The organism is Paenibacillus sp. FW101-FHT12H11 (assembly GCF_058790355.1).
In genome coordinates this window covers 1-16986 of the sequence record NZ_JBYTCO010000003.1, presented here as the reverse complement: position 1 = coordinate 16986, position 16986 = coordinate 1, and the positions used below count along the sequence as shown (strand labels likewise).

Genomic DNA, 16986 nt, shown 5'->3' with positions numbered 1-16986 from the left:
GATCTAAACACGGTGCAGATCCTGACCAATCGTTTTTCCTATTTTTATTTTGTTCTAAGCATTTACTTAGAACAATAAGAAATATTCGTACATAAAATGATCTTATTATAGAATCATTGGAGGATCAAAATGTATTGGATATATCCAAATCAATATCGTGCCACATTTCAACCAATATGGAATGTAAACTTACAACAAGCTTTAGAATTAGTGAAATCATCTGTACAGGGTGAACGAAACGATGAGTTGTTCTACGATGAACTTATTAAGCTTGCACCAACTGCTGAACAGTCAGCCCTTATTGCCGCCATACGTGATGATGAACGAGGACATAATCAAATGTTTCGTGGTATTTATAAAGATCTTACTGGACAGGAGATCTATGGTGTAAGCAATGAATTATACCCAAAAGTACATTCTTATACTGAAGGATTAAAACAAGCTATCCAAGGTGAGTGGTCTGCAGTTGAGAAATATCGGCTAATATGGTTTGGTCTCCCTCCTGGTATTTATCGTGATACTTTGTATGGCATTATATTAGATGAGCAAAAACATGCAAGTAAATACAACTATTTGCTCACATTGAATCAGAAATAATTGATCTTATGTATATAAAAAGCCAATTTGTTTGTCTAATGACCGACGATATTGGCTTTTTATATTAAACAATACAGAGATTTGTACTAAAGATTTGCTCTTTTGGTTTTCAATAGCGTTATTTTTTCCTCGATCTAACCACCTGATAGGCATTACTAATAAGCAGTCCGATAAATAAGTACATTAGACCACCAAAAATACCATAAATAACAGCACCTACTATTGCGCATAGTACACCAAAAATTACTTGATCCTTATTGGAGACTGGCGAGGTTGGTGGGTCTGTCAGCATAAATAGAGCAAAAAACATTGAAGCGTTTATAAAAGGCGGCCGAAATGCATCGGCAGCTTCTCCGACATGCATGAACCCCATTAGTAGCAATAACAAAAAATACGCACTAAGAAATGCAAACACTTGCGGGAATTTGTTCACGCGATTGGTAACCACATAACCGCCTACTAAAAGAAATCCAATTGTCCACACCGGTAGATCCCCGAATGCTCCCCACCAGCTCTGCCCAGTTTGAAAAAAGAGAATAGACAATAGCAGGCCAAAGGCAGCTGGGTTAAATACTGGTTTTTTCTTAAAAACAATAAGGTGCTTAGATAAAATAGCCATGATTACAGTAATAGCAACCAAATACCACGAAGTTGTTGTGCTTAAAATTAAGCCGATAATGACCCCTGTTATAACAGCACCGTCGACTAGCCATTTTTTTCTTTTGCCCAACAGAAAACAGATCCCATCCATCCCTACTGCTGTTACCAGAGCAATTATAACATTATAAATTCCTTTTATATCTGATAATAATACCTCAGCTATAACTAGAAAGGCTACCAAGCAGATAATAACATAGCTCTTTGGTTTTTTATGCCATGGATGAGTAGACATTTATATCCCTCCAACTCTTTCCACATGTAACTTAGATGTGATCAATATTCCCTTCAATTCCATTTCAATCATCAATTTTTGGCCTTGATCCAGCCCATATAGACATATGACCGTTGAGAAGACATCTGCCATCATGGCATAAGGTGCCACAATGCTGCAGCTAATCAACTCATGAGGCGATTGCTTGCTGTTCGGGTTAATAATATGATGGATCTCTGCACTGACTTTGCTTTTACGTTCGTAGCCACCAGATGTACATACTGCTTCGTTCGATACTTCAATGGTTTCTATGATATGATCCTTGTGTACTGGATGCTGAATGCCAATTCGCCAAGCTTGGCCCATCTCATCTACCCCACCAGCATAAAGATCTCCACCAGCATTTATAACGAAGCCCTGAAAACAAGCCAGCGTCTGGGAGGCGATGTCGATAGCAAATCCTTTCGCAACCGCACCTAAATCAATTACCATTGGTTTATGCAAATACATCGAGCAATCTTGCTCTCGTAAGTCGATATCTCGATAAGTAGCCTTATCTGAAGCTAAATTCGAGCTGATTCCCCCTGTTAAATAATGCCGATTAAATCCATAATCCTCCATTGTTTTTCCGATTGTTGGGTCAAATATCCCCTCTGTCCATTCCGCCATTTCCAAAGCAAACTTCAATGGTTGAAATAACCAGGAGCTGATCTGAACATGAGTTCCAATCTGTTGAGAAGCCATCATTAATTCACTATCCGGAGAGAAACGGCTGCATGCCAGTTCCACATTCCGAAATGCTTCAAATGCTTGCTCGATCACCGGTTCGACCTCAGTCACCGAAAGGGAGCTAACGACCTTTATTTCAACGACCGTATCCATAAATAACTTAGTTTTTTTGAAAATACGAACCATTAGGCATTCCGCGCTTGTGTAAGTGCATTTTCAATAGCATCTTGAAAAGCTTGTGTACTATATGTTGCGCCTGAAACATTCTGTACTTGAGCGCTTTGTTTTTGTATGACTTCTTCTGGTAATCCAACAACGTCTTTTTCGGAATAATGCATAGCAAAGTGACTGATTTCGACGTCGGTTATTTTATCATTTGTAATGGTCACTTTTACTCCAATGGAACCACGCCGATTACTGCCACTTCCCTCGAAGGTGCCACTCTTATATTGGCTTTTGATCTGGCTTTTAACTGTATGAGTATTGGTTTGAATTTGCTGCTGTGGTTGCGATAGAGCTGCTTGCGTTTCTGTCGTTATATATCCAGCACAATACATGACGCCAATGGCTGTCGTACATAGCGCAATCCATTTTTTATCCATTTTGGCCATATTCATTCCTCCAAGTTATACAAGAAGTACTTGTGTTATCCTGCTTTACTTTTCATCTACTTCAAACATGATACATGATGTAAATGAAATTAAACTGAAATCCGCTCAGGCTGGAATTCAATTTCGAATAGACTTCCTTTCCCTTCTTCACTCGTTACATGAATGTAAGCACTGTGACTGTTCAGGATGTCCGCGGCAATAGATAGACCTAATCCAGCGCCACCCAATTCTCGTGAACGTGCTTTGTCTACCCGGTAGAAACGCTCGAATATGCGTGCGAGCTCTTCCTTGGGTATACCAATTCCCGTATCAGCTATTTGTAAAGTTGGTCTACCGTCTTGTGAAGTGAGAAATGTGATCGTTACTTGTCCGCCAGGTGGTGTATACTTAATCGCATTATCAAGTAAGATATAAACTAATTGCTTTATTTGATCGAGGTTCCCGTGAATGAATGTAAGTTCATGTTCAATTACTGGGGCATCCAACTTTAAAATAATTCCTTTGGCAAGTGCCAGCGGCTGTATCGCCTGATACATTTGATGAGAAACTTGAACTATATTAACTTTATCCATCTTTATCGGAAGTGACTTCGAATCACTGCGGGCTAATGTTAGTAATGACTCTACAAGGCGAATCATCCTTTTCACCTCATCCTGCAAACTATCCAGGATATGCTGTTCAAACTCGGGCAAGATATCCTTGCATTCTTCCAATAATTCAACGGATGAATGAATAACACTCAGCGGTGTTCTGAGCTCATGAGATGCGTTCGTTGTGAACTCAACCTGGCGGGCGTAGGATTTTTTGATAGGGACCATTGCTTTGCCAGCAAAGAAATAAGCTAACCAGATCGCAATGGATAATAAAACAACGGTAGAAAGCATTAAAATTAGCCTGATTGTGCGTAGGAGCGCTTCATTTGAGGATATGTCTATGGACATCCAATATACGCCGCCAGCGTCATTTAACATTTGAGAACTAACTAGAAAGGTTTGCCTTATCCCACTTTCATCCACATAAAACCGTTCACCATTCTCACGTTTCATTTCATTTCGTTGTGACCAATTTAAGAGTTGATTGGACATTGCTGTGTAACGACTAGGTGAAATCTGGGTTTTCTGTTCCGGACTCACCCAAACAATTAATTCATCTGAAAGTAGGAATATCCACTCAACATTCTTACGGTTCTCTGGTCGAATTCCTTTTGCTTGCTCCTCTACGCGATGCTCCCATTGCTGGGCCATTTTATTTTTGAGATCATCTAATTTCTGAATTTCATTGTGTTGAAGGGTTTTGTGTAGAAGCAGATAAAAAAACGCAGTGATTAGGATGATAACAACGCCAAGGATACTGCCGAAGAATGTCGTCAGTTGCTTTCTTGTTCGCTCGAACATCATTCTCCTCCTTCTACAACCAAGCGGTAACCAAGTCCACGTACATTTTGTATAATTTTATCTGCAAATGGGTCGTCCAGCTTCTTACGCAGTAATTTAATGGTGGCATCAACTGTATTCAGTGTAATTTCCGCATCTATGCCCCATACGCGGTCACTTAACTGCTCTCTACTTAAGATTTGTTTTGGATGTTGTGACATAAAAGACAACAATTGAAATTCGCGGCGTGAAAGGGGAATCGACACCCCGTTTCTACTCACTTCAAATGTACTATGGTCAATGACAAGTCTATCGCCAAATATTTTCGTATCCGCTTCCCAGTTCGTTTCTTTTCTACGATACAAGGCATGAAGGCGAGCAATCAATTCCTCAAAATCGAATGGCTTCACCAAGTAATCATCTGCACCGGCGTTTAATCCCTGGACGCGGTCGGTAACGGAATCTCGCGCCGTTAGCATAAGGATAGGCGTCCGATTCTTCTTCAATCGGATTTCTTTACACAGTTCAATACCGGTTTTGTGTGGAATCATCCAGTCCAATATATAAATATCGAAGGTGACTCTTTCCATTAAATCCATAGCATACTCCGCATCTAATGCCCACTCCACTTGGTACAGTTGCTTTTTTAGCTTATATTGAATCAGCTCGCCAAGCTTCACATCATCTTCAACCAGTAAGATATACACAGATCTGCCACCAACTTCCTCAGTTTAATCGCTATAAAAAGGCATGAATCAAAAATAACCCAGCAAAGGCTAGTCCACATCTAAGATGCCATTTCTTATCGAGTCTTCTGTATCGTAATAAACCCGATATGGGTACCGGTAACAGGACGATTAGTGCAAGAAGTCCGCTAATGTTGTTGAAATCCCATTTAAAACCATACATAAAAACGGCAACTGCATGGAGTGTAATGAGTGCAAGCGCCAGAATGGCTATTGCAGCATGAAATTTTTTGGCAATGCGAAGTAACATAACCAACCCTTTTTTCATAGCAGCTAATTTCGTCCAAATCCGCTGTTTTATTATAAATGCTAAAACGTAATTCGCTAACACTAGGAATAAGGCTATTCGGGCATTAGAACCATAATCTTTGAATGTATGCTCAAAACTACGATTATGCAACGCTGTTGATGGTAAATGAATCAGACTCCAAATCTGCCATATCACATAGATTGTGGCTACTCCCATCGCACCAAATACCCACAAACGTTCTTTCTTAGGAATCCATGACTGGTTTACTGCTTGATTTTGCTGAGCGCCCATCTTACTTCCTCCACCTTCATTATGAATAGTTGTAATATACCCTATCTTTCTGAAAATGAAATGAAAAGCACAAAACCGAGAATAGTAGTCCGTATTCAATTAGTAATGAAAGGCGTCAACCTTGAGAGGGCTGGAATGCGAAAACTCACGCGGATCCAGGCATGGGTCTTTTTCTTATGACCGTACCCGGAGATGCCTAACTTACAAGCATTTCGCTATTCTATTGCATAAGGTGTAATCATGAAAGGAGTGCCTGAATTGATGAAAATCACAATCGCAGCAGTCGGGGATTTGTTGATGAAAAAGCAGATGATCGCCTCAGCTGCCCGGGAAGGAGGATTCTCCCCTATTTTTTCAAAAGTGAAACCCTATCTGCGAAAATCTGATCTAACGATAGGCAATCTTGAGACGACCTTCTCCGGCAAACATTTCCGCGAAAAGCCCGGAAAACTGTTGTTCAACTCTCCGGACAAATTCGCTGCTACGCTCCGGGAAGTGGGCTTCGATGTAGTAGGCACAGCCAATAACCATTGCATGGACGGGAAACGATCGGGTTTGAGGCGAACATTAAACGTCCTCGATAGACACGGTCTGCGACACACGGGCACGTATCGCTCCGATGGGGAAGCCCGCCGGAAACTGATTGTTAACGTAAAGGGAATTAAGATCGGAATATTGGCTTATACGAAAGGAACGAACGGGATTCGAGTCCCGGAACCTTGGTTAGTCAATCGGCTAAACCATAAAAAAATAATAGCGGACGTGCGCGACTTGAAGAGTCGAACAGATTTTATCATCGCCTGCCTACATTTCGGGAAAGAATTTCGAACTTATCCCGACCGCAACCAAATCCAGCTCATGCAGGTGTTGTTTCATCATGGCGTGAATGTAGTACTGGGAGCGCATCCCCATGTGCTGCACCCGATAAGATTATTTAAGGTGACGGACATCGACGGACTTACTAGAAATCGGGTAGCGGCGTCTTCTCTAGGAAATTTCGTATCCACCGAACTTCCTCGGCATACAGCTAGACTGCGAGGAACAATCTTGATGTTAACCTTGACGAAAAATGCCAAAGGGATCACGGACGTGTTGAAAATATCAAGTGTGCCAACCCGTATTTTACAAAATGTAGGGAAGAAAAACGTTTATCGGGTTGTACCGGATCGATAGAAAGAGTATGAATACTGATGCTTGGGGTGAAGGCATGGTTTACTGGAATAACAAGTTAGGCAAATACAAAGCCTTACTAACAAATGAGGAAATAGCTCTTAGTCTGCCACCAACTATCCTTGCAACCGAGGCAAACGTGGAGGGGATGTTGGAAAAATATCGAATCGTTTATCTAAAGCCGAGTAACGGCACCGGTGGCTATGGAATTTTCAAGTTGTCTCGCACGGATACCCGATATCGGTTGGCGAATGGCACGCGGCACCGTTCATTCTCAACCTTTAAGGGAACGTATCGCGCATTTCAGCATGCCAAAAGGAGGAAAGTCTACTTGGTGCAGAAGGGCATCCCTTTACTCCACTATCACGGACTTCCGTTTGATCTACGCATTATGGTACAGCGAAACCGGCACCGTAAGTGGGAGGTAACCGGAATCGTGGGACGATTAGCGATGCCTAATAAGGTCGTGACCAATTACCATAGCGGGGGCAGGCCGATGCCAGTGGAAAAGCTGCTTTCCCCTTTTATGTCTAAAAAGGAGCAAGTTTCCTATGTGGAGTCGCTTAAGGCCCTAGGCATTAGGATTAGTAAACATATGAGTGGCATTTTCCCGAAATTTCGTTCATATGGGATAGATATAGGCATTGATAAAGAAATGAAGCCTTGGATCATAGAGGTCAATACACGTCCAGATAAATACATTTTTAATGCCCTTTCTGATAAGCGGATGTTTCGTAAAATCATACGATACGAAAGATTCACCAAATTAAGTAGATGATGTAATTCAGTTCTGGACAATAGAGGGGTAAGAAAACCAATTCATGACATTATTTAACTCAGATATTTACCATCAAGCCAAGTGCCCTTTTTCTTGAGTTGCATCTTCTCCCCTCCAGGACAGACGGCCATTGGCTTGATCGCTGAAAATAACATAAAAAATCCCCTCCTGTTACCAGTTTGGGGATTTCATTGACGATCTAAACGCCGTTTTCTCTCATTTGAGCCTCCAACCACGCAAAAGCTTTCTCAAGCTCTTCCTTCGGTACTTGGGCATACCGATCACCGATGGAAACCTCATAACAGCAAGATGTTTCGTTTATTTCATTTACATAATGTGTGAGTCCAACCCCAGTTGCTTCATATAAGTTGATTAACAGGGATTCCATCTTCTCTTTTGGCATATAGATATGTACATGGAACATATTCGTGACTGGCTGAACAGGGTTCGTTACAATGCCAGGAACCTGATTATACCTAGCGGCAAGTTCGACAGCTCCCTCGTAATACTGCTCCATTTTATCCACACGCTGCTTGAAATAGTGACTTGCACTAACGATATACGGGTACAGACTGATTAGGTCGCCGCCGTGACGCCTTTTCCACACTTTAGACTCTTTCGTAAACGTCTCGTCTCCCGCAAGAATAGCGCCGGCAATGCCGCCAATCCCTTTGTAGAACGAAATATACACACTATCAAACAACTCGCAGATTTCACCCGCAGACTTCTTATAGTAAGGAAGAATCTCGTACAGTCTAGCCCCGTCCAAATGTAAGTGGATGCCCCGGCTGCGGCAATAAGATGAGATCTGTGTAAGCTCTTCGTAATCGGGAAGCTGCCCGCCGATTTCCCGCTGTGGCAGTTCCAGCAAGATACAAGCGACATCATCTTTAAGTTGTTGCACATCTTCCAGACGAATTAACCGATCTTTCTCACCAAGTAAAATAGGCTGGATGTGATGAAGTTCTTTTAACCCGTCTTCCTCGTGAATTTCCAGATGGCTGAGCGGGTGATAGGCGACTTTCTTGTTCCCTTTCCGGTCGCACCAGATGCGTAGCGCAATTTGCTGCGCCATAGTTCCACTTGGGAAAAAAACGGCCGATTCTTTCCCCAGAAACGTTGCCATTTCCGCTTGGAAATCCTCAATTAACTTACCATTCCCGTAGGTATCTCCATCCGTAAGGCCATCAACGTCTTGCAAGGCGTCTATCAGAACTTGAATATTTCTTTTGCCATGTCCACCCAATGGGTAGCTAGTTTGTTGGAACGCTGCTAATAATGGATTGATTTTGTTCATTTGTATCGTACTCCTTTGTTTGTCATGGCTCACTCTTGGTCTCTGAAGGGCAGTGGATTATAATCAATCTAACGCTATTTCGAAAAAGGAGATTCAAACATGAAGGAAATCCTCATCGGTTCCATTGAACAATTTACTGCTTTTCCTGCGGAGGTTGAGCTTGACCGTGATCTTTATTTTTTGATGCGGGTTGACGATGACCAGTACACCCTTTACTCAAGTGTTTGCCCTCATGGGGGCTACACTGTGGATCTGATTGACGGTGAGCTGGAATGCCCTTTGCACGGTTGGACGTTTGAAGTGCACACAGGACGGTGTCATAACGTGCCTAGCGCCAGACTCGCCTCCTATAACGTCATCTTTCGTGACAACCAGCTGTTCGCTCAGATGGCATGACCTTACGTATATTTTACCAGTGGTCAAGCTATAATAACAGCTGTTGTTATCAAATGATCGGCTTTAGGAGGCTTCATGTCCGACAAGATGAGTACGAGCAAGTCCCAGGGAATGAAGTGGTGGCAGTTGACTTTGCTCGGAGTCGCCTGCACGATAGGTACCGGCTATTTCCTGGGCTCCGGCATCGCGATTCAAATGGGCGGGGTCTCCGTCCTTTTCATGTTTATACTCGCAGCTTTCGGCACTTATCTTGTTTACGACGTTCTGGCTAAAATGACGGGCAAGGAACCCGAGCAAGGCTCGTTTCAAACCTACGCTGCCAAGGCATTCGGACGCTGGGCAGGCTTCAGCAGCGGTTGGGTCTATTGGTGCTCAGAGCTATTAATCATGGGAAGTCAGTTAACAGCGCTATCCTTTTTTACCCGCTTCTGGTTCCCCGGGTTCCCGATGTGGGTTTTTGCTACGGCCTATGCGCTCCTGGGACTTGGCGTTATTCTTCTAGGGACGAAAGTTTTCGAACGTGCTGAGCATGTTTTTGCCATTATCAAAGTATCCGCCATTGTGATGTTTGTGATTATCGCTGGCGCGGCGGTCTGTGGATTCCTTACAGGCACCTACCCGCCAAAGTTTCCGACTACCCAGCAAGCCTTTCTGCCAAAAGGGGGAGTCGGTATTTGGTCATCCTTCATCTATGCTTTTTATGCGTTTGGCGGCATTGAAATCATGGGCATCATGGCCGCCAGACTTAAAAAGCCTGAAGAGGCCCCGAAAGCCGGGAACTCGATGATTGTTCTTTTAACCATCATCTATATCGCCTCGTTGGCGCTTGCTTTGACATTAATCCCACTGAGCGATCTGCAGGGAAAAGAAAGCCCTTTTCAGGTAGCCTTAGGTTCCTACCAACTCCCGTTTGTTCCTCATGCCTTCAATGCGATATTAATCATTGCGGGGTTTTCGACCATGGTCGCATCCCTGTTTGCGGTTACCACGATTCTTGTTTCACTAGCTCAAGATCACAATGCTCCCGCTATATTTGCTAAACGAACAGAGGGCAAACGCAAAATGCCGTTACCCGCCATCGGATTTACAACCGGTGGAATAACGGCAGCCGTGCTAATGGCCTTATTTCTACCTGAAAAATTGTACGCCTATATCACCACCGCAGCAGGCATCATGCTCCTGATGAATTGGCTCTTCATCCTGCTCTCCTCAGGTCGATTACTTCAATTATCCTTATGGGGGAAAATCAAAAGATACATAGGCATGGTTCTTATCCTAGCCGCTACCACAGGAACAGCCTTTCACCCGACAAGCAGACCTGGCTTCTGGATCAGCTGCTTGTTCATTGGAGTTATTGGCGTTGTAACTTGGGGACTCAGCTTCAAATGGAAGGAGCAGCTTCCTAGGAAGCAAACAGGGCATGAAAGGCTTTTAATCCAAAATGCACGCCAAAACCAATCAAGGATAAACCTGAAACGACGGAAATGACCGAAAGTCCGCGCGGCGACAGGAATTTGCGAAATACGCTGGCTAACGAAGCCATGATGAGATCCCACAGGATAATCCCTACGAACATGATCCCCGTATACAGCAGCACATGATTCCTATCATACTTAGCAATGGTCTCAGCTAACACCGATCCATAGATCCCCAGCCAAAATAGGATGGACAAGGGAGAACTGATGGCCATGAGGAATCCGGTAAAAAAGGATTTGGACAACGTTTCTTCCGATTTATAACCTTCCGTTTTCAACTTGCCAGCACCAATGACGCTTTCGATTCCTGTATAGAGTAAAACAAAACAACCAAAAATCCATAGAAATGTCTTCATAAATGGAGTTGTAAGAAAGTGGACAAGACCGAAATAAATAAGAACGATCATGATGACGTCAGCGAGCATGCCGCCTACGCCAATCATCCATGCATGCACAAAGCCACGTTTGATGCCTTTATCCAGCATTGCGGCATTAATAGGACCAATCGGTGCGGAAAGCGACAACCCCAAAAGTAAAAAACTTAGCATCACATACATTTCAATCACCCATTCGCACTTTATACATACAAGCCTTACGGCTCGTATTATCCTATTCTTGGAATAGGGCTTGTATAACTTTGAACCAGGTTTTGGCAATAAAAAAAGTCATTGACCTTCACGCTGCGTAAAGCTGTAGAGTGAAGTTGTCAGGAGGTGAACAGATGGAATACACCGTACAGAGTCTCGGGAAGTTAGCTGGTGTGAGCACTAGAACGCTTCGATACTATGATGAGATTGAGCTTCTTAAGCCGGCAAGAATCAATTCCTCCGGATATCGCATCTATGGGCAGGCGGAGGTTGATAGACTGCAGCAAATTTTATTTTATAGAGAATTAGGTGTGAATCTGGAGCGCATTAAAGACATCATCACAGCACCCACTTTCCATGGAGCCGATGCTCTTAAAGAACATCATGTACAGCTCTTGGACAAAAGAGCGCAGCTGGATGCCTTGATTGCCAATGTGGAGAAAACGATAGCACTACATGAAGGGAGAATATCCAATATGTCAGATACAGAGAAATTCGAAGGCTTTAAACAACAACTGATTGATGAGAACGAGAACAAGTATGGGAAAGAAATTCGCGAGAAATACGGCGATGAGCAAGTGAATAGATCGAATCAGAAATTGAAAAACATGACACAAGCTGAGCATGATGAGGTTGCGAGACTGAGCCGTGAAGTCATCTCCTCACTTGCACAAGCTTTCAAAACGGGAGATCCGGCCGGAGAGGCCGCTCAAAAAGCCGCGGATTTGCATAAACAATGGCTATCCTATTACTGGAGCGAATATAGCAAAGAGGCACATGCCGGACTAGCCCAAATGTATGTGGATGATGAGAGATTTAAGGCATATTATGATGATAAACAACCAGGAACTGCACAATTTCTGAGAGATGCTATTCACATTTATACCGGTTATAGCGACTAATCGCCCAGTGTACGGGACACTAGCATTTTTTCTATCATATCCTACAAACATCCAGTTATTTAGAAGAAACCTGAATAGAATAGTATTACACCAGCCAGCCACCAGCAGCCATGTGTAGGTCAACCTTCCAAGCCAAAAAAGCACAGGAACCCTTAGGGGCCCTGTGCTTTTTCGGTTATGAGTTGGCTGCTACGCCGCCTCCGGCAGGTTTCACCAGCGCCTTGCTTTCCCATACACGGCTTCTCCACCGCAAATACATAATCAAGCCTCGCAACCATTCGTCGCAAGCAAAGGCAATCCATACACCTAGAAGTCCCATATGCATGTGAATGCCGAGCCAATACGCAAGCGGCACCGCTACGCCCCACATGGAGAGAACACCCATGGCAACTGGAAATCTAGCATCACCCGCCGCACGGAGTGAATTAATAACAACGAGATTAAAGGTCCGTCCAGGCTCCAGAATGACGCTTAGCAGTAAAATCCCCGATCCAATCGCAATAATCTCCGGATTATCCGTAAACAATCCAAGCAGCTCTTTGCGGAATATTGATGCGATACCAACAACCACAAAGGTCAGTAGGAATGTCATTCTCAGACTGCGAATGAGTTTATGGTACGCTGCCTTAAACTCGCCGGCTCCAACCATATGGCCTACGATAATTTCCGTACCCATACCGATCGCCATACCAAGTGCCATAAAATAATTCGTAATATTCATCACATACACATGAGTGCTTAACGCGACTTGACCGATAATATTTACAAAACTGACAATCATCAAATATTGAGATTGCCATGACAGGTGTTCCCCCGCAGCAGGCAGTCCAATGCTCAAGATTTGCTTCACAATACGTTTATCAAACGAGAGATAATCCTTGAAACGAATCGGGAACGGAATCCGGCGATATAAAATCACAAAAAGGACAATAACGCCAAGTAAACGGCTTACGACCGTGGAGACCGCTGCCCCCGTTACTCCCCACTCAGGGAATCCGAGGTTCCCGAAGATAAGCAGGATGTTCCCAACGACATGGACCACGTTCACGCCTAGCGTCACGTACATAACATCTCTCGTCTGACCATTGGAACGAAGTACAGAGGAAACCGCATACGACAGCGCTTCAACCCATATAAAAGCACTGATCAGGTTCAAATATTTCTTAGCTATGGCAATCTGGTCTGGAGCCAGGTTCATTAGCTGCATGATCGATTCGCCAAATACGACCAAGACGATGCTGACTGCGATCCCGAATATTAAATTGATCGTTATCGCCAATGCTGAAATACGGCTCGCTTCCTTCGCCCTGCCTGCACCTAAATTCTGGGCTACGGCAACACTCGTTCCGATTCCGACGAAACCAAACATCAGGATGCAGAATACGATGATTTCATTTACTAACCCGACAGCTCCGGTTACTTCATCCGAGATCCGACTGAGCATGAACACATCCGCGGTACCGAGCATCATTCGTAGAACAGAGTCAATGAAGATCGGCCACGTGATGGCGAATAGACTTAGTTTTTTCCATGTTGCTGTTGACTGAGTGTCTATCATTTTCTTCTGTGCTCCTCAATATTCAAATGCCTTTAGTTTAGGATACGTAAGCGATTTCAGTCAAATGCTACTAATATCCAACAAAACAACCTTGGATTTTCTCTTTCGAGGAAGTCCAAGGTTGTTCTATCATTCATTGCTATTTTACACGAACCCATGCTCCGCGATTATCCGCCGATTCAATTTCAGCTTCTGCAATGACAATGCTATCCATCGTGCTGAAAGGTGTAGCTGTTGCTACGTTTTGTCCGGAAATCAAAGTCTCAACGAAATATTTGAGTTCCTGGTAGTAGCCCATTTCCGCAGAGATTTCAGGCTTGAAGCCAGGACCGTCGTTCAAGTTCACTTTAAGCCCCTCTGCGTTGAAAATGATGTTGCCTTTTTCGAAATTAACGCGGAACTGCATATCGAAGCCATAATCCCCTTGCAGCGTCCAGTCCGCTTGCGCATTGATGACCTTGCCGTCTTCGTACAAATAGTTGGTTGAAACAACATCGTACCCGCTGCCCGGCACTACGTTACGAGCCAAAGTGGATACGGATTCCGGTTTACCGAACAACCAGTTAATCATATCGATGTCATGCACGTGCATGTCGAGAAGTGCCCCGCCGCTTTTCGCATTCTGCAGCAGCCATGGTCCCCAAGTCGGCGTTCCGCCGCCGCGGTAGAAGTACCCAGCGAGAACCTTGCCATATGTTTCGTTTGCAACGGCTTGTTTCAAATACTCGTAGGCTGGCCAGAAGCGCAGGCATTGACCGATCATCAATTGTTTCCCGTTTTGCTCGGCAGCCTCAATCATGTCCTTGCATTCTTCGGCATTCAGTGCCATCGGCTTCTCACACAAAACATGAAGGCCTTTATTCAAACATTGAATGGAAATTTCTCGATGCAAATACGTTGGCAGCGTCATATCTACACAGTCCAGCTGCTCTTTTTCAAGCATCTCTGCAACGCTTGTATACTTATTGTAAACGCTGAAGTCAATGCCGGAAGAACCAGTATCGATGTTCCCTCCGGACGCATTCCCTTCCAGCTTCTCGATATCAATATCGCATAAAGCCACAACTTTAATTGGGACCCCTTCGGCTTCTAGGCGAATGTAGTTTTCCAGATGTGTTCTCCCCATAAAACCTAACCCGATTAATCCAATTTTCAACATGGCTTATTTCCTCCCCAGAATTGCGTCCATTGCACCAGATGTATTATAAATCATTTGCTGACCGTGATGCGTATAGCCAGGAATCATCTCAGCGATCACGTAATCTTCATAGCCAATTGCTTGCAACGCCTTCACGACTTCCGGATAGTTCACATCGCCTGCAAGTAAATCAACAAATCCATGCAAACCTCCCGCGGCGCGGCGATAATCTTTGAAATGAACTTTTTTGATACGCTTGTTTAAAATTGTAACCCAGTGCTCCGGGTAACCGGCAAATAAGACATTCCCTACGTCGAAATAGGAACCTACATATGGCGAATTGATTTTATCAATGAAATCTCTCATTTCCAAAGGTGACAACAAGAATTTATTCCAAACATTTTCAATGCCGATGGATACTTTCAGAGATTCCGCAATCGCAGACAACTCACTGAACCCTTCCAGTGCATGATCGTAGGCTTGATCATATGGCACCACTTCAGCGTCCGGAATGAAATCTACGCCAACCGCACCGGGCACAACCAATATCGTGTCTACGCCCAAAATCGCTGCGCTTTCCAGCTGCTTTTTGATGATATCTTTCGCTTTTTGACGCGTCCCAGCATGTCCACTCGTGATGGGGTACGTCCAATATAAACCGCTGGCTAAGCTCGTTAATTCAATGCCTTTATCGTCAGCCATCTTGCGGTATTCTTTGATTTCGCTTTCATTGCTTTCAAGACTGAGCTCGCCTGTTTCGTTCAAAGCCAATTCGATACCGTCAAACCCGGCATCCTTCGCGACAGCTATACATTCCTCCACCTTCATGAAGCCTGGAAATGACCAAATATTTATCCCTTTTTTCATCGTTATCGCCTCCGTCTCTTACCTTTATTATAAAAGACGCGGGCAGGATAAGATTTATCCAAAAAGCCGATTTATTTGCACTTTTGCCAAAACGAATATGATAAAATAAGGCTGGGTCCTATCACCACTACGACGCTAAGAAAGGACGGACATCATGGAATTCCCACGCATACAGCTTCAAGAATCATTAACCATTCAAAATCTCATTTCCTTTCACTATTTCGAGTATGCAAAGGGATATGTGTTTGACGGCGAACAACACGACTTTTGGGAAATTCTATATGTCGACAAAGGTGAGGTCGAGGTTCGGGCCGATGATCACATCCACACGCTTCAGCAAGGGCATATGATTTTTCATAAACCGGAAGAATTCCATACCGTTAGCGTAAAACATGAACATAAACCGCCTAATCTTATCGTCATTTCCTTCGAATGTGAATCAGAAGCAATGTCTGATTTTGAAAATAAAATTGTGCCGTTGGGCGACAGGGAAAGAAATATGTTATCCCTCATCATCCAAGAGGGGTTTCAGGCCTTTCTGCCCCCCTTTGATCAGCCGTCCGTACATCATCTGGAACGGAATCCGGGAGCCCCTTTTGCCAGCGAGCAGTTGATCAAGACGTATTTGGAAGCGCTGCTTATCACGCTGATTCGCAATCAAAAGTCGGCCGCTTTAACGATAGATCCAACCAACAAGATTAAGCAGTCCTCTCTGCAAAAAGAAAAAGCCGAACAACGCATCGTTCAGCAAATCATCGCTTATTTAAAGGAAAACTTGTCGCAATCTTTCACACAGGATCAATTATGCCAGAGGTTTCACTTGGGAAAAAGCCGATTGAAGGAGCTTTTCCAGTCACAAATGCAGACCGGTGTCTTAGAAGCGTTCAAATCGCTGAAAATCGAACAAGCCAAAACCTATATCAGAGAAGGCCGGTACAATTTCACGGAAATTGCCGCGATGCTCGGATATGCCAGCATCCATTATTTCTCCAGAGACTTTAAGAAAACAGTGGGGATGTCTCCCTCGGATTATGCGAAATCGGTGAAGGCGCGTGTTTAACTGCCTCTCATAGTAAAAAGAAATCACAGTGTTCATTGGACGAATTCCAATGAACACTGTGATTTAAAGGCTCGATTTGCAATCTTATTGGATGAAATCCAATGTGATTGGTACATCGCGGCGCTATTGAACTGAATATGGCCGCTCTATTGGATTTCGTCCAATGAACTGAACCATTTAGATGCGTTATTCGTGTTTTCATTGGATATTATCCACTACGTTTGCATAAAACCTAACATGAAATATCTAGCCAAAACAAAAAAAGTCACCTATTGTAGAAAATGCAGACA

18 protein-coding genes are annotated in these 16986 nt (G+C 43.8%); 7 read left to right on the top strand and 11 right to left on the bottom strand.

The features are described 5' to 3' along the window. Positions 1-129 precede the first annotated feature (129 nt). Positions 130-597 carry a ferritin-like domain-containing protein gene (locus AC3WTJ_RS10225; protein ID WP_492521688.1) on the top strand — a complete coding sequence of 156 codons (468 nt, stop codon included), beginning with the start codon at positions 130-132 and terminating at the stop codon, positions 595-597. Between the two features lie 118 nt (positions 598-715). Here AC3WTJ_RS10225 and AC3WTJ_RS10220 read toward each other — a convergent pair whose 3' ends face one another. From AC3WTJ_RS10220 to AC3WTJ_RS10195, 6 genes are all read right to left on the bottom strand, one after another. Then, on the bottom strand, positions 716-1489 hold the full coding sequence (locus tag AC3WTJ_RS10220) for an RnfABCDGE type electron transport complex subunit D (protein WP_492521687.1): 774 nt from the start codon (positions 1487-1489) through the stop codon (positions 716-718). After that, on the bottom strand, positions 1490-2383 hold the full coding sequence (locus tag AC3WTJ_RS10215) for an FAD:protein FMN transferase (protein WP_492521686.1): 894 nt from the start codon (positions 2381-2383) through the stop codon (positions 1490-1492). Then, entirely contained in the window at positions 2383-2808 is a 426-nt protein-coding gene (locus tag AC3WTJ_RS10210) for an FMN-binding protein (protein ID WP_315954115.1), read from the bottom strand. The genes AC3WTJ_RS10215 and AC3WTJ_RS10210 overlap by 1 nt, the downstream gene beginning before the upstream one ends. A gap of 89 nt (positions 2809-2897) precedes the next feature. Continuing rightward, entirely contained in the window at positions 2898-4202 is a 1305-nt protein-coding gene (locus AC3WTJ_RS10205; RefSeq protein WP_492521685.1) for a sensor histidine kinase, read from the bottom strand. Beyond that, positions 4202-4888: a response regulator transcription factor gene (locus AC3WTJ_RS10200; RefSeq protein WP_492521684.1), complete on the bottom strand. Its 687-nt coding sequence runs from the start codon at positions 4886-4888 to the stop codon at positions 4202-4204. Before AC3WTJ_RS10200 ends, AC3WTJ_RS10205 begins: the two co-directional genes overlap by 1 nt. 31 nt (positions 4889-4919) lie before the next feature. Next, positions 4920-5468: a hypothetical protein gene (locus AC3WTJ_RS10195; RefSeq protein WP_492521683.1), complete on the bottom strand. Its 549-nt coding sequence runs from the start codon at positions 5466-5468 to the stop codon at positions 4920-4922. A 261-nt stretch (positions 5469-5729) separates the two neighbouring features. On the opposite strand from AC3WTJ_RS10195, the gene AC3WTJ_RS10190 reads away from it, so the two are divergent. Both AC3WTJ_RS10190 and AC3WTJ_RS10185 read left to right on the top strand, forming a co-directional pair. Beyond that, the gene (locus AC3WTJ_RS10190; RefSeq protein WP_492522211.1) at positions 5730-6641 is read left to right on the top strand and encodes a CapA family protein; all 912 of its coding nucleotides are present in this window, start codon (positions 5730-5732) and stop codon (positions 6639-6641) included. 34 nt (positions 6642-6675) lie between these two features. Then, on the top strand, positions 6676-7416 hold the full coding sequence (locus tag AC3WTJ_RS10185) for a YheC/YheD family protein (protein WP_492521682.1): 741 nt from the start codon (positions 6676-6678) through the stop codon (positions 7414-7416). Between the two features lie 199 nt (positions 7417-7615). Here AC3WTJ_RS10185 and AC3WTJ_RS10180 read toward each other — a convergent pair whose 3' ends face one another. After that, complete coding sequence (locus AC3WTJ_RS10180; protein ID WP_492521681.1) at positions 7616-8713, bottom strand: threonine aldolase family protein; 1098 nt, start codon at positions 8711-8713, stop codon at positions 7616-7618. 99 nt (positions 8714-8812) lie between these two features. Here AC3WTJ_RS10180 and AC3WTJ_RS10175 point away from each other — a divergent pair, with 99 nt between their 5' ends. Beyond that, on the top strand, positions 8813-9109 hold the full coding sequence (locus AC3WTJ_RS10175; RefSeq protein WP_492521680.1) for a Rieske (2Fe-2S) protein: 297 nt from the start codon (positions 8813-8815) through the stop codon (positions 9107-9109). 75 nt (positions 9110-9184) lie between these two features. Beyond that, positions 9185-10597, top strand: coding sequence for an amino acid permease (locus AC3WTJ_RS10170; RefSeq protein WP_492521679.1), 1413 nt, complete (start codon positions 9185-9187; stop codon positions 10595-10597). Here AC3WTJ_RS10170 and AC3WTJ_RS10165 read toward each other — a convergent pair. Beyond that, positions 10512-11141: a LysE family transporter gene (locus AC3WTJ_RS10165; RefSeq protein ID WP_157322567.1), complete on the bottom strand. Its 630-nt coding sequence runs from the start codon at positions 11139-11141 to the stop codon at positions 10512-10514. The genes AC3WTJ_RS10170 and AC3WTJ_RS10165 overlap by 86 nt on opposite strands. A 164-nt stretch (positions 11142-11305) precedes the next feature. Between AC3WTJ_RS10165 and AC3WTJ_RS10160 the strand changes: the two genes are divergently transcribed. Beyond that, positions 11306-12073, top strand: coding sequence for a MerR family transcriptional regulator (locus tag AC3WTJ_RS10160; protein WP_492521678.1), 768 nt, complete (start codon positions 11306-11308; stop codon positions 12071-12073). A gap of 175 nt (positions 12074-12248) precedes the next feature. On the opposite strand, the gene AC3WTJ_RS10155 is transcribed toward AC3WTJ_RS10160, so the two are convergent. The 3 genes from AC3WTJ_RS10155 to AC3WTJ_RS10145 all read right to left on the bottom strand — a co-directional run bounded on the left by AC3WTJ_RS10155 (position 12249) and on the right by AC3WTJ_RS10145 (position 15636). Beyond that, entirely contained in the window at positions 12249-13631 is a 1383-nt protein-coding gene (locus tag AC3WTJ_RS10155; protein WP_492521677.1) for an MATE family efflux transporter, read from the bottom strand. Positions 13632-13770: 139 nt separating this feature from the next. Then, positions 13771-14790 carry a Gfo/Idh/MocA family protein gene (locus AC3WTJ_RS10150; RefSeq protein WP_492521676.1) on the bottom strand — a complete coding sequence of 340 codons (1020 nt, stop codon included), beginning with the start codon at positions 14788-14790 and terminating at the stop codon, positions 13771-13773. A 3-nt stretch (positions 14791-14793) separates the two neighbouring features. Then, on the bottom strand, positions 14794-15636 hold the full coding sequence (locus AC3WTJ_RS10145) for a sugar phosphate isomerase/epimerase family protein (RefSeq protein ID WP_492521675.1): 843 nt from the start codon (positions 15634-15636) through the stop codon (positions 14794-14796). Positions 15637-15790: 154 nt separating this feature from the next. Between AC3WTJ_RS10145 and AC3WTJ_RS10140 the strand changes: the two genes are divergently transcribed. Then, entirely contained in the window at positions 15791-16696 is a 906-nt protein-coding gene (locus AC3WTJ_RS10140; protein WP_492521674.1) for an AraC family transcriptional regulator, read from the top strand. Positions 16697-16986: the final 290 nt, after the last annotated feature.

Bases quoted from the DNA above. Each gene is read 5' to 3' on its own strand.
- AC3WTJ_RS10225 (WP_492521688.1), top strand. From the start codon at position 130: ATGTATTGGATATATCCAAATCAATATCGTGCCACATTTCAACCAATA.
- AC3WTJ_RS10150 (WP_492521676.1), bottom strand. From the start codon at position 14,790: ATGTTGAAAATTGGATTAATCGGGTTAGGTTTTATGGGGAGAACACAT.
- AC3WTJ_RS10140 (WP_492521674.1), top strand. From the start codon at position 15,791: ATGGAATTCCCACGCATACAGCTTCAAGAATCATTAACCATTCAAAAT.
- AC3WTJ_RS10175 (WP_492521680.1), top strand. From the start codon at position 8,813: ATGAAGGAAATCCTCATCGGTTCCATTGAACAATTTACTGCTTTTCCT.
- AC3WTJ_RS10185 (WP_492521682.1), top strand. From the start codon at position 6,676: ATGGTTTACTGGAATAACAAGTTAGGCAAATACAAAGCCTTACTAACA.
- AC3WTJ_RS10170 (WP_492521679.1), top strand. From the start codon at position 9,185: ATGTCCGACAAGATGAGTACGAGCAAGTCCCAGGGAATGAAGTGGTGG.
- AC3WTJ_RS10160 (WP_492521678.1), top strand. From the start codon at position 11,306: ATGGAATACACCGTACAGAGTCTCGGGAAGTTAGCTGGTGTGAGCACT.
- AC3WTJ_RS10220 (WP_492521687.1), bottom strand. From the start codon at position 1,489: ATGTCTACTCATCCATGGCATAAAAAACCAAAGAGCTATGTTATTATC.
- AC3WTJ_RS10155 (WP_492521677.1), bottom strand. From the start codon at position 13,631: ATGATAGACACTCAGTCAACAGCAACATGGAAAAAACTAAGTCTATTC.
- AC3WTJ_RS10205 (WP_492521685.1), bottom strand. From the start codon at position 4,202: ATGTTCGAGCGAACAAGAAAGCAACTGACGACATTCTTCGGCAGTATC.
- AC3WTJ_RS10165 (WP_157322567.1), bottom strand. From the start codon at position 11,141: ATGTATGTGATGCTAAGTTTTTTACTTTTGGGGTTGTCGCTTTCCGCA.
- AC3WTJ_RS10215 (WP_492521686.1), bottom strand. From the start codon at position 2,383: ATGGTTCGTATTTTCAAAAAAACTAAGTTATTTATGGATACGGTCGTT.
- AC3WTJ_RS10190 (WP_492522211.1), top strand. From the start codon at position 5,730: ATGAAAATCACAATCGCAGCAGTCGGGGATTTGTTGATGAAAAAGCAG.
- AC3WTJ_RS10180 (WP_492521681.1), bottom strand. From the start codon at position 8,713: ATGAACAAAATCAATCCATTATTAGCAGCGTTCCAACAAACTAGCTAC.
- AC3WTJ_RS10210 (WP_315954115.1), bottom strand. From the start codon at position 2,808: ATGGCCAAAATGGATAAAAAATGGATTGCGCTATGTACGACAGCCATT.
- AC3WTJ_RS10195 (WP_492521683.1), bottom strand. From the start codon at position 5,468: ATGGGCGCTCAGCAAAATCAAGCAGTAAACCAGTCATGGATTCCTAAG.
- AC3WTJ_RS10145 (WP_492521675.1), bottom strand. From the start codon at position 15,636: ATGAAAAAAGGGATAAATATTTGGTCATTTCCAGGCTTCATGAAGGTG.